Source organism: Streptomyces sp. NPDC006332, from assembly GCF_040612855.1.
In the GTDB taxonomy this organism is placed as follows: Bacteria; Actinomycetota; Actinomycetes; order Streptomycetales; family Streptomycetaceae; genus Streptomyces.
Map to the genome: position 1 here is coordinate 86036 of NZ_JBEXRA010000008.1, position 11880 is coordinate 97915.

Sequence of the window (11880 nt, forward strand, 5' to 3'; positions counted from 1 at the left end):
AACCCTTCCGGAGTAAGGCGTCGGCAAATCCACGTGCATGAATTGGCCAGCGGCGAACCAGAATTGAGTAAAGCGTGGATGTGGTGAGTCTGATCGAATTATCCAGGCCGTTTGTTCCACCAGTTCAGCCCTTCACCCGATCGCGGTCGTCGCTCGCCCCGCACCGCGCGTCCCCCCGACGGCACATCGACAGCACGCCGACGGCATGCCGAGCGGGCGGCGCCGTGAAGGCCGCCGCCCGCTCGGGGTCGTTCCGCTCCTCCTTATCCGGCGCAGGTGAGCCGGGCGTCGGCCCAGTCCGCGTGGTCGTGGGCGTTGCCGTCGCCGCTGTCCGAGACCACGAGGTCCAACTGCTGGGCACCTGACACGTCGACGTCCAGCGCCAGGGGCTGTGAGGTGCCGGTGAGGACGGGGCTCGTGGTCAGGGTGTGGCCGTCCGCGGTCACGGAGAAGGTGACCGAGCCGTACGGGGCGACCTCGTCGTCGATGCCGACGGTGGCGGTGAACTTGCTGCAGTTGCCGCCGAGGAAGAACGCCACGTCGCTGTTGGCATGCGCGCCGATGCCCTTGTCGTGGACGGTGCCGCGGATCGTGATCGGCAGTCCGTCACCTGCCGCCTGCTCACCGTTGGAGGTGTCCCGCTCCACCGGACCCCAGCCGTTGCTGCTGGAGACGAACGACAGGTCGCTCAGATAGGGACTCCCGGTGGGCGGCGGGATCGGCACCTCGGTCTTCGCGGTGCCGTACGTCCAGTGCTGCACCCCGTCGCGGACGTAGGTGGCGAGCGGCGAGAAGGTCTCGGACACCGGCGTGGCGGGGGCCGTGGGGGCGGTGACCGTCCAGCTCGCCGTGACCGAGTGCCCCGGGGTGACCTTCGAGAAGGTCGTCGGTGTGGTGGCGGCGACCGTCCAGCCGTCCGGGGCGCCGGGCCGCAGGATGAGGCCGGAGACCGTGTCGCCCGACGAGGGGACGGTGAACGTGGTCTTGAGGGTCGCCGACTCGCCTCGGTGGATCGTCGACGGCAGGTCCGCGGCCAGGGTGGCCGGGGCCGGGGCCGCCTTCTTCACCGGGGTGACGCTGAGGTTGTCGAACTGGTCGGTCTGGTAGCCGACCACGCCGATACCGACCTGCCCGGAGGCGTACGCGGAGTCGTCCACCGCGCCGATCGGCTTGTCGTCGACGCTCGCGGTGATCGTGGTGCCGCTGAAACTCAGGCCCAGTGTGTGCCAGTGCTTGACGCCGAGGGCCTTGGCGGTGCCGTCGGCGAGGGTGGCCAGCCGGCCGCTGGTGTCGCTCTTGACGATCGACCACTTACCGGTGTCGGAGACCCGCAGGAAGTAGCCCGCCTGGTGGGACTGCGGCCGCTGCTGTTCGCCCGCCCGGCCGAGGAGCTCGACCGTGCCGGCCTGCTCCAGGTAGACGTCCGAACTGACCGTGTAGTTCTTCCAGTCGGTGTCGCCGAGGAGGGCGAACGCGTCGCTGTCGTCCTGCCACTCGATGGGCTGCTGTGCGGCCATCTGTCGCACGCACTGGCCGGAGCGTCCGCCCCCGCACGGCGCGGTCTCGAAGGAACCCTGCATGTCGGACAGGTACTTCGCCTCCCGCCCGGGGGTGTCCTGCTCGAAGGAGTCCTTGTAGGGGAGCGCGAGGTGCCCCTGCGGCGGACTGACGGCGGTGCCCTTGCCCTGGCCGGTGGTCGTGGTCAGGGAGTACACGTATCCGGGCTTGAGGGTGACGGAGAAGTGCCCGTCCTGCGGGGTCACGTCATCTGTGTGCACGAAACCGCCGGAGCTGCCGCCCTTGAGGTCCGTGGCCCACACGTGCACCGTGCCGGTCGGCAGTCCACCGCTGACCGTGAAGTCGGCGGTCTGGGGGCTGCTCGCGGTGGAGGTCTCCAGGATGGTGCTGTACGCCGAGTTGTCCGGAGCCTTCAGGGTGACGTAGCTGCCGTTGGTACGGTCCCCGCCGAGGTAGCCGCTCGCCTTGTCGACGAACGTCCAGCCCGGCTTGGTGACTTGGGTGACCTGGGCCGTCGTCCACAGGCTGGTGCCGAGGTCGTACGCCCCGGACCACGGCTGGTTCGCCACCGCGAGGCCGACCGTGTTGTACGGCAGGTTGGGGTAGATCGCGGCCAGCAGCGGCCAGTTGAGGTACGCGGTGAACTTGCCGTCGAGGTAGCCGCGGGTGATGGAGCGGATCAGGGCGCCGGCGCCGGTGTTCTCGTCCAGTGAGCCGTTCTCGCTGGCCCACAGGGGCTTGCCGGTGGCCTGGGCGGTGGCCGAGCTGTTGCAGGTGTTGGCGCTGCCGCCGTCGCCGCCCTCACAGGGGTAGTGGACGCCGACGACGTCGACGGCCTTGGCGAAGTCCGGGTCCTTGGTGATGTCGTCCGCGACGTCCAGGCCCGAGTCGGCCCCGACGATCTGCACCGGGAGATGCTTGGCGGCGAGCGTCGCGTGCAGCTTCTCGTACCAGGGGATGTCGTAGCCGCGTTCGTTCCAGCCGCCCAGGTAGTCGATGTCCAGGCCGTGCTGCTTGGCACAGCCCAGCCAGCTGGTCAGGTAGTCGATCATGTCCTGGGACCAGAAGTCGCCGCCGCCCGCGGAGTTGGACGTGTTGCCGATCCAGCCGGGGGCGCCCCAGGCCAGGCCGTACAGCTTGATGTTCGGGTTGCGCTTCTTGGCCTGCTCCATCAGCCACCACTCGTACCCGCTGTCGCAGTGCACGGTCCCCTTGGTGTGCTCGATGCTGGGCTCGGACCCGTCGGTGGAGTTGGTGTCCCCGCCGATCTCCACCTTGAGCATCTGCAGGGCGGCGCCGTAGCCCGGCTTGAAGAGGTAGTCCAGGATGCGGCTGCGCTGCGGCTCGGGGTAGTTGATGAGCAGCCGGGAGTTGCCTCCGCCGCCGCTGATGGCGCCGATGCCGTCGAAGGTGCGGCCGGTGCCGGCGCCGTCCACCGCGACGTCGGTGTCGCCCGGAACGGGTGCCTCACCGACGAAGTCGATCCGGTCGACGGTCACCGCGGTGCCACTCGAGGCGGCGTTCTTGCGGCCGGTCGAGGTGAGCGTGAAGGTGTGCGGGCCGTCGGACAGCGCGGGGCTCGTCCACACGGCGGCGTCGCCGGTGCGGGTGGTGCTGTAGAGGTCGACGTCGACGGGGGTGCCGCCGTCGACGGAGACGGCGGCGATGCCGTGACCGGGGTCGGTGATCGCGTGGAAGGTGAGCTGGGTGCCGGTGAAGGCGAAGTCGACCGAGTCGCCGGTGGTCTCGGTCCAACTGTTCGTGCCCTCATAGGGGTTGGCGGGCGCGCCCTCGCCGCTCGCGTGACCCCAGCCGGAACCGTGGTAGTCGAACTGGTCCCGGCCGCTCCCCTGGACGGAGTCGTCCACGGTGATGGTCGTTGCGGTGGCGGTGGTGGTGTCCGCGGCGGGTGCCTCGTCGGCCCCGGCTCTGGCTGTGGCCGACAGCAGCAGGACGGCGGCGAAGGCCACGCCGCCCAGTCTGGTTGCACGACTCCATGGGGATTGGGACATGCGCTCTCCCGGGGATGCGCGGGGAATGGAGGGAACAGCTCCGCGCACAGTGCTACAGGAGCTCACGCAGTCGGACAATGGTCCGGACAGGATTCAACAGAAGATTGCATCGAGCTCAGGCTGGGAGGGTCTGTTTCCTCGTTGCGCACGAGAAGTCAGTAGCCGTTGCCGCCTCCCGAGTCACTCGGGGAAGTGCTGGGTGCGGTGCCGGTGATCGGGGTGCCGCCCGGGCTGACCACGTACCAGGCGCCCCCGAAGGCCGTGCTGCCCTGGCCCTCGATGTCGCCGGGCTTCTCGTCCTCGGCGAAGCGGTAGAGGGGGTGCCCGTTGTAGGTGACCTGGGTGGTGTGGTCGCTCCGTGAGGTGGTGCCGACCAGGGCGGCCTTCAGGCCGTTGGCGCTGGGGTGTCCGGTGGTGGTGTCCGGCGGCCAGGCCTGGGCGCAGGTGCCGTAGCAGTGCGAGGTGGTACCGCTGTCGGCCTCGAACAGGTACAGGGTCCGGCCGGATCCGTCGACGAGGATCGGGCCGAGGGGGGAGCTGTGTGTCCGCAGGGTGACGGATCCGCTGGTGGCGGGTGCCGAGCTGCTGGACGGAGCCGATGAGTTGCCGCTGTAGGAGCTTCCGCATCCGGCGGCGAAGGCCGCGACGGCGGTCGCGGTCGCGGCGATGATGGCGGCGCGGTTCATGACGTCCTTCTTTCCGCTGGAACCCCCTGCCGCGAGGGTGCGGTAGGGCTGGTCCACCGGCCCACCCTTGGGTGGGTCTGTAGTCAGATACGTTGGTTAGTCCCAGTTTGTTCAGCTCTGGGCTGTCATTCGGTGAGGGGCGGCAGTCATTCGGTTGGGGGCGGCTGTCATTCGGTAGGGGGGGTGGAGGTGAGGTGACGACGCGATGGCGTGTCGCGAGAACCTCGCTCTCGGCGCCTACCTGCTGGGGGTCTTGGAGCCGGCGGACCGCGCGGTGGTGGAGCGGCATGTGGCCCGCTGTGCGGACTGCCGCGCCGAGCTGATCGAACTGGCGCCGCTGGTCGGACTCCTGCCGCCGCTGCGCGCCGAGGAACTGCGGAGGGCGGAGCGCGCCGCGCACGCCGCGCAGGCCTCGCCCACCGGTCCGGCCGGTGACCCCGCGGCCCGTACTGCCGCGGACCGCTACACCCCGGTCGCGGTGCCCGAGCGGATCGGTACGGCTCGGGCCGTGTCCCGCGTGGTACGGCGCGCGAGGGTCCGCCGGGCCCTGATCGCCTGCGCGCTCGCGGCAGCGGCCGCCGTCTCGGGCGTCGGCATCTACCTGAGCACGCAGGACCCGCACCCCGCGGCGGTCCCGCCGGCGGTCACGCTCTCCACCGCCGACCCGTCCACCCACGTCACCGCCTCCGCCACGCTCACCCCTGACCCGGCCGGCACGTCGATCCGGCTCCGTCTGTCGGGGCTGCCCCCGGCCGACTGCCGCCTGGTGGTGCACGCCCGCGACGGTCGCACCGAGACGGCTGCCAGCTGGACGTCCGGCTACGCCCCCGCGGTCAGCGTCCCGGGATCGTCCTCGCTCGGCGTGCGGGACATCGCCCGCATGGACGTCGTCACCAGCTCGGGTCGGCTTCTTGTCGAGCTGCGACCCCGGTGAACGGAACCTGATCACCAAGCGAGGCGGCCTGCGTGCTCAAAAGGTCGACATATCGATGAACGGCCAGGTGTCCTGACACGTACCCCTGGTAGGGGGCGCGGACAGAGGAGGAGGCGTCGATGACAGCCCTCGGACCCCACCCGGACACCTCGCCCCGGGTACGGCGGACCCCCGCCCTGAGCATCTGCCTGTGGGTGCTTCGCCTGCTCACCGCAGCCGGTCTCGCGGTGGACGCCTACGTGCACGCCGACCTCGCCGCGACCTACGACCCGGTCAGCCGGACGATCGGCCAGGGCGACCTGTTCCGCGTCGAGGCCGGCGCCGCGGCACTGGCCGCCCTGCTGCTGGTCCTGTTCGGCACCCGGCCCCTCGTATGGGCGTACGCGCTGCTGGTCGCCGCCGCCGGTCTTGGCGCGGTGCTGCTCTACCAGTACGTCGACGTCGGCACCCTGGGGCCGCTGCCCGACATGTACGACCCCCTCTGGTACCCGGAGAAGACCGCGTCCGCCATCGCCGAGGCAGTGGCCACGCTCACCGCCGCGGCGGGGCTGATCCTCGCCGTCCTCCGACGCGCACGACGGCGAGGCCCTAGGCCAGAAGCGCGCCGCGGAGCAGCAGAAGGGCGACATCGCAGGCGGCCAGGCCCAGGCAGATGAGGAAGGGGGCCCGGCTCCGCCCGGCCGGCCACAGGGCGACGGCGAGCGAGAGCGCGCAGGTCACCGCGAGCCCGGCTCGCGCGGGGATGCCGACGGGTCCGGCCGGGCCCAGGACCAGCACGGCCGACCCCGCGGCCAGTGCCGCCGCGGCCAGCGTCCGCGCGCCGCGGTGGCCGCCGCGTTGCGGCAGGCCGCGGATGTCCGCGGCGAGGTCGTCGTCGATGTCCGGCAGGACGTTCGCGGCGTGGGCGCCCACCCCCAGCAGCGCGGCGCCGGCCGACGCCCACCAGTGCGGCCACGGGGCCCCCGGCAGCGAGAGGGTGACGAACGCGGGCAGCAGACCGAAGGCGACCGCGTACGGCAGCCACGACCAGACCGTGCGCTTGGCGCCGAGGTTGTATCCCCAGGCCGCGGCCACGCCGACCAGATGCGCGCTTCCCGCCTGCCACCCGTTCGCGAGGGAGAGCGGCATACAGGCCGCGAGGGCGCAGCCCGCCGCGATCGTCACCGCCCGCACGGAGACCACCCCACTCGCCAGGGGCTTGTCACGGCGGGTCGCGGCCATGTCCCGGTCGGCGTCGATCAGGTCGTTGCTCCAGCCCACCGACAGCTGCCCGGTGAGCACCGCCGCCGCGATCAGCGCCGTACCGGCGCCGCCCCGCCCGGACGCGGCGGCCAGCGCGGTGACCACCACGGTCACCGCCACCGACGGCGCGGGATGAGCGGCCGACAGCAACCCGAGCCCGAGCCCGGGCCCACGGCGGCGGGGCTCCGCCCCGGCCGGGCTCGTCGCGGAAACTCCGACGCTGCGCACGCCCGCATGCTAGGGCCTGTCCGGCGGATCACACCGCAGACGCGGGGCCCGGCACGCCGAGCGCCGTAGACGCATGGCCCGGCACGCCGGTCTGCGGTGTTGCCGTCGGTTGCCGCCCTCACGCGCCTGGCTGCGCTCGCGCGGGGGCCCATCGCGCCGCCGCCCCTCCTCCGCCGTGCAACCGCACGCACCACGCCCCGCTCACCCGCGTCGCCAGGGAGCCGTCGATTTCCTGCGACCTGATCCGCCGGACAGGCTGATCCGCCGGACAGGCCATGGGCGCGGTCGACTCGCACCCTCCGCCGCCACCCACACGAAATGCCGGTGATGTGAACTAGGCGAGGATTCCTCATGATCATCCCTATCCTGGCCGGATGACGCGTATCGCCGCTGTTGACGGAGTGCTACCGGCCCACCGCTACCACCAGCGCGAGATCACCGACGCGTTCGCGGCGATGCGCCGTCCCGGAGCCGGTGCCGGAGCCGGAGCCGGAGCCGGAGCCGGAGCCGGTGCCCCGGAGCGCGGCCGGGGCATGCTGGACCGCCTGCACGCCGCGGCCTGTGTCCGCACCCGGCACCTCGCCCTGCCCCTGGAGCGGTACGCCCAGCTGGACGGCTTCGGCCAGGCCAACGACCTGTTCATCGAGGAGGGCCTGCGGCTCGGCGAGCAAGCCCTGCGAAACGCCCTGGACCAGGCCGGACTGAGCGCGCACGACGTGGCCTTCGTCTTCGCCACCTCGGTCACCGGAATCGCGGCCCCGTCACTGGAGGCCAGACTGGCCGGGCGCCTGGGGCTGCGGCCCGACGTGAAGCGGGTTCCCGTGTTCGGCCTGGGCTGCGCGGCCGGAGCCGCCGGGCTGGCCCGGGTCCACGACTACCTGCTCGGCCACCCGGACCAGGTCGCGGTGCTGCTCTCGGTCGAGCTGTGCTCCCTCACCCTGCAGCGCGGCGACATCTCCACGCAGAACATGGTGGCCGGGGCGCTCTTCGGTGACGGCGCCGCCGCCCTGGTCGCCGTCGGCCGGAACCACCCCCGCCACCAGGAGTACGCCGGACCCGAGGTGGTGGCCGGCCGCAGCCGCCTGTACCCCGGCACCGAGGGCGCCCTCGGCTGGGACATCCGCGACGGCGGCTTCGGGATCGTCCTCGGCGCCGAACTGCCGGAACTGGTCCGGCTCCACGTGGGCGAGGAGGTGCGCTCCTTCCTGTCCGCGCACGACCTCAAGCCCGACGACATCACCGGCTGGGTCTGCCACCCCGGGGGCCCCAAGGTGCTGGAGGCGCTCCAGGAGACACTCGGCCTCAGCGCCGACTCGATGGAGTTTGCCTGGCGCTCCCTCGCCAAGGTCGGCAACCTCTCCTCCGCCTCCGTCCTGCACATCCTGCGCGACACCCTGGACCTGCGCCCGCCCCCGCCCGGCAGCCCCGGCCTGATGGTGGCGCTCGGGCCGGGCATCGGATCCGAACTCGTGCTCCTGCGCTGGTAGGTGAGGGATGACCGCTCACATGACCGCTTACACCGTGCTGATCCTGCTGGTGGCCGCCGAGCGGATCGCCGAACTCGTCGTCGCACGCCGCAACGCCGCCTGGAGCCGAGCGCGCGGCGGAGTGGCGTACGGGGACGGCCACTACCCGGTGATGGTCGCCCTGCACACCGGACTGCTGGCCGGCTGCCTCGCCGAGACCCAGCTCGCCCCGGCGCCCTTCCAGCCGCTGCTGGGCTGGCCGATGCTGGCCCTCACGCTCGGCGCGCAGGCACTGCGCTGGTGGTGCATCAGCACCCTCGGACCGCGCTGGAACACCCGCGTCATCGTCGTCCCCGGCCTGCCGCTGGTCAGCGCCGGACCCTACCGGCTGCTGCGCCACCCCAACTACGTCGCCGTGGTCGTGGAGGGATTCGCCCTGCCGCTGGTCCACGGGGCCTGGCTGACCGCGGCCGCCTTCACCCTGCTCAACCTGCCCCTCCTGGCCGTCCGGCTGCGCTGCGAGAACGCGGCCCTGGCACAGTCCGCCCCACCTCCGACCGCCAAGGCCGCCACGGCCGCCACGGACTCCAAGGCCTCCACGGACCCGACGTGCTCGACCTCCTGATCGTCGGCGGCGGCCCGGCCGGACTCGCCACCGCGATCCACGCCGCCCGCGCCGGACTCGACGTGGCCGTCGCCGAACCCCGGCCGACGCCGGTCGACAAGGCCTGCGGCGAAGGGCTGATGCCGGGCGCGGTGCGGGCCCTCGCCGACCTGGGCGTCGCCCCGCCCGGGCACCCGCTGCGCGGCATCCGGTACCTCACCGCCGAGGGCGACGCCGGGCACGCCGAGGCCGCCTTCCGGCACGGACTCGGCCTCGGCGTGCGGCGAACGGACCTGCACGCGGCGCTGGCCCGGCGGGCGGCGGAGCTGGGCGTCCCCGTGCACCCGGTCAAGATCGACGCGGCGATGGTCCGGCAGCACGCCGACAGCGTCACCGCGGCCGGGCTGCGGGCCCGCTACCTCGCCGCCGCCGACGGCCTGCACTCGCCCGTCCGCCGACACCTCGGCCTGGGCCTGCCCGACCCGCGCCCACCCCGCTACGGGCTGCGCAGACACTTCACCCTCACGCCCTGGACCGACCACGTCGAGGTGCACTGGTCCGCGCGAGCCGAGGCCTACGTCACCCCGCTGGGGCCCCAACTGCTCGGGGTGGCCATCCTCACCGGGGAACGGGCACCGTTCGACGTGCAGCTCAGGGGATTCCCGTCGCTGGCCGCCCGCCTGCCCACGGCCGCCTCGACCGCCGTACGCGGCGCCGGACCACTGCGACAACGGGTCCGCGCCCGGGTGGCCGGACGGATCCTGCTGGTCGGTGATGCCGCAGGCTACGTCGACGCTCTCACCGGCGAAGGCATCTCCCTGGCCCTGGCCGGCGCCGCCCAGCTCGTCCGCTGCGTGCGCGAGGACCGGCCCCTGGCGTACGAACACGCCTGGCGCAGGGCCTCACGGCGACACCGCCTGCTCACCGAGACCCTGGTGCGCCTGCGCGCCCGCCCCGGGGCCGCCCGTCTGATCGTCCCCGCCGCCGTACGCCTGCCCTCGCTGTTCACCGGGCTGGTCAACGGCCTGGCGTGAAGCACGCCTGAGGCGCGCCGTTTCGTCACCGCGCCGGTCGGCAGCCGCGTCAGGAGCTGAGGATCCGGCTCTTCTGGGCCTCGAACTCCGCCTCGGTCAGGACACCCTGAGACTTGAGCTCACCGAGCTGCTTCAGCTGATCGATCTTGCTGCTCATCTCGTCGGCCGGTGGGGCGGCAGCGGGCTCGGAGTACCGCACCGGCTGCTGCGGGGCCTCCTGATAGGCCTGCTCGGCCCACCGCCCCTGCTGGCGGCGGGACACACGGTTGGACACGGCGGTCGCTGTACCGGCCACCACGGCTGTGCGGGCGACCCCGCGGATCAGACCTGGCACGGCGGTTTCCTTCCTCGCGGGGGCGGGAGTCGGCGGGATGCGGAAGGCACGAGAGACAAACAGCTCCGCACGAGAGACAAACAGCTCCCCGACCGACGCGCAATTCCCGGGCACACCGGGCCCTCCCATTCCATCACCGGCGGACTTTCCCCGCACCTCGGCCCAGGCCCTGTCCCGCGTAATCGTCGGTGTAATGCCGGTCCGCGATTCTCGTGCCAAGCTGATATGTGGGCCGTCGGCCACACAGAAACCACAGTGGCGAGGTCGGCGAGGTCTATGTGGGAGGAGCCCGAAATGGCCACGACCGGAATGCACCGAAGCGGTGCCGGCAGTAGCAGTGAAGGGGCGTGGGTGGCCGGCTGGACCGGCTTCGCCGGGGTCATGATGATCTTCGGCGGAGTGATGGCGATATTCCAGGGAATTGCCGCCATAGCCAATGACCGCGACGTTTTCGTCGTCACCAACGACTACGCCTACAACTTCAACCTGACGAGCTGGGGCTGGATCCACCTCGTCCTCGGCCTCCTGGTGGCCCTCGCCGGCGTGGCCGTGTTCGGCGGGCGGATGTGGGCCCGGGTGATCGGAATCGTCCTGGCCGGCCTGGCGATGATCGCCAACTTCATGTGGCTGCCGTACCAGCCCGTGTGGTCCATCGTGCTGATCGCCGTGGACGCCTTCGTCATCTGGGCGCTGTGCGTCGGAACGCGCGGAACTGGCCGGGAGTCCCGCCTCGATTAGAGCCTTCCTCTTCGACCATCAGGGCCTGTCCTGCTCGACCGCGCCGTTGTGCATCCGGTGTACGGGGATTGCGCCGTTCGGCGCGGGACGGCACCCCGAGTGACTGACCGGAGACGCGCCACCATGCCGTACTGACTCACCTGTGATTTCGTTGTCGGGCGGATCCGAGATCTCCACGAGTTCCGCGATGTCCGCCTCGGCACTCACAGGGAGACACGAGTGGAAACCAGCGGAAGTGACGGTTCGCAGCCGCCCGCGTTCCAGCTCCTCAAGGGACAGAAGGCGCTGGTGACGGGCGCGAATTCCGGTATCGGCAAAGCCACCGCGATCGCTCTCGGACGGGTGGGCGCCGATGTGGTGGTGAATTACGTGGCGGGGCGGGACTCCGCTGAAGAGGTGGTGCGCGAGATCGAGGCCTTCGGTGTCCGTGCCTATGCGCACGAGGCGGACGTGTCGCAGGAGGACCAGGTCGTCGACATGGTGTCCCGGATGGTCAAGGAGTTCGGGACCATCGACGTCATGGTGGCGAACGCGGGCCTCCAGCGCGACGCCGCCATCACCGAGATGACCGTGGACCAGTGGCGCAAGGTGCTGGACGTCAATCTGACCGGACAGTTCCTGTGCGCCCGCGAGGCCGCCAAGGAGTTCATGCGGCGCGGTGTCGTACCGGAGGTCTCCCGGTCCGCGGGGAAGATCATCTGCATGAGTTCGGTCCACCAGATCATCCCCTGGGCGGGCCACGCGAACTACGCGGCGTCCAAGGGCGGCGTGCAGATGCTGATGACGACCCTCGCCCAGGAACTCGCGCCGCACGGGATCCGGGTCAACGCCGTCGCTCCCGGGGCGATCCGCACCCCCATCAACCGCAGCGCCTGGGACACCCCCGAGGCCGAGGCCGACCTGCTGCGACTGGTGCCCTACCGCCGCGTCGGCGACCCCGACGACATCGCGAACGCGGTCGCCGCCCTGGCGTCCGACCTCTTCGACTACGTCGTGGGGACCACGCTCTACGTGGACGGCGGCATGACGCTGTTCCCCGGGTTCGCCACGGGTGGCTGACGCTCGCTTCCCCGCACTCCGCAGC

General features: G+C 71.6%; 11 protein-coding genes. 7 read left to right on the forward strand and 4 right to left on the reverse strand.

What is annotated here, in order from left to right:
- Window positions 1-263 precede the first annotated feature (263 nt).
- A complete protein-coding gene (locus ABZ027_RS10060) occupies window positions 264-2954 on the reverse strand; it encodes an NPCBM/NEW2 domain-containing protein (protein WP_356766517.1) in 2691 nt (896 codons plus the stop codon).
- Between the two features lie 731 nt (window positions 2955-3685).
- A complete protein-coding gene (locus ABZ027_RS10065) occupies window positions 3686-4273 on the reverse strand; it encodes a hypothetical protein (protein WP_356766287.1) in 588 nt (195 codons plus the stop codon).
- 148 nt (window positions 4274-4421) lie between these two features.
- On the opposite strand from ABZ027_RS10065, the gene ABZ027_RS10070 reads away from it, so the two are divergent.
- Both ABZ027_RS10070 and ABZ027_RS10075 read left to right on the forward strand, forming a co-directional pair.
- Complete coding sequence (locus ABZ027_RS10070) at window positions 4422-5150, forward strand: zf-HC2 domain-containing protein (protein ID WP_356766288.1); 729 nt, start codon at window positions 4422-4424, stop codon at window positions 5148-5150.
- Window positions 5151-5269: 119 nt separating this feature from the next.
- A complete protein-coding gene (locus ABZ027_RS10075; protein ID WP_356766290.1) occupies window positions 5270-5806 on the forward strand; it encodes a hypothetical protein in 537 nt (178 codons plus the stop codon).
- Here the strand turns inward: ABZ027_RS10075 and ABZ027_RS10080 are convergent.
- Entirely contained in the window at window positions 5739-6620 is an 882-nt protein-coding gene (locus ABZ027_RS10080; protein WP_356766292.1) for a UbiA family prenyltransferase, read from the reverse strand. The genes ABZ027_RS10075 and ABZ027_RS10080 overlap by 68 nt on opposite strands.
- A 374-nt stretch (window positions 6621-6994) precedes the next feature.
- Between ABZ027_RS10080 and ABZ027_RS10085 the strand changes: the two genes are divergently transcribed.
- From ABZ027_RS10085 to ABZ027_RS10095, 3 genes are read left to right on the forward strand one after another with little or no spacing between them, the layout of a single operon-like run.
- Window positions 6995-8107, forward strand: coding sequence for a 3-oxoacyl-[acyl-carrier-protein] synthase III C-terminal domain-containing protein (locus ABZ027_RS10085; RefSeq protein WP_356766294.1), 1113 nt, complete (start codon window positions 6995-6997; stop codon window positions 8105-8107).
- Window positions 8108-8126: 19 nt separating this feature from the next.
- Window positions 8127-8711, forward strand: coding sequence for an isoprenylcysteine carboxyl methyltransferase family protein (locus tag ABZ027_RS10090; protein ID WP_356766296.1), 585 nt, complete (start codon window positions 8127-8129; stop codon window positions 8709-8711).
- Window positions 8696-9724, forward strand: coding sequence for an NAD(P)/FAD-dependent oxidoreductase (locus ABZ027_RS10095; RefSeq protein WP_356766297.1), 1029 nt, complete (start codon window positions 8696-8698; stop codon window positions 9722-9724). Before ABZ027_RS10090 ends, ABZ027_RS10095 begins: the two co-directional genes overlap by 16 nt.
- Window positions 9725-9773: 49 nt before the next feature.
- On the opposite strand, the gene ABZ027_RS10100 is transcribed toward ABZ027_RS10095, so the two are convergent.
- On the reverse strand, window positions 9774-10058 hold the full coding sequence (locus ABZ027_RS10100; protein ID WP_356766299.1) for an SHOCT domain-containing protein: 285 nt from the start codon (window positions 10056-10058) through the stop codon (window positions 9774-9776).
- A gap of 294 nt (window positions 10059-10352) precedes the next feature.
- Between ABZ027_RS10100 and ABZ027_RS10105 the strand changes: the two genes are divergently transcribed.
- Together ABZ027_RS10105 and ABZ027_RS10110 are read left to right on the forward strand one after the other, a co-directional pair.
- The gene (locus ABZ027_RS10105) at window positions 10353-10796 is read left to right on the forward strand and encodes a hypothetical protein (RefSeq protein WP_356766301.1); all 444 of its coding nucleotides are present in this window, start codon (window positions 10353-10355) and stop codon (window positions 10794-10796) included.
- A gap of 219 nt (window positions 10797-11015) precedes the next feature.
- Window positions 11016-11855, forward strand: coding sequence for an SDR family oxidoreductase (locus ABZ027_RS10110; RefSeq protein ID WP_356766303.1), 840 nt, complete (start codon window positions 11016-11018; stop codon window positions 11853-11855).
- The last annotated feature ends 25 nt before the right edge of the window (window positions 11856-11880 follow it).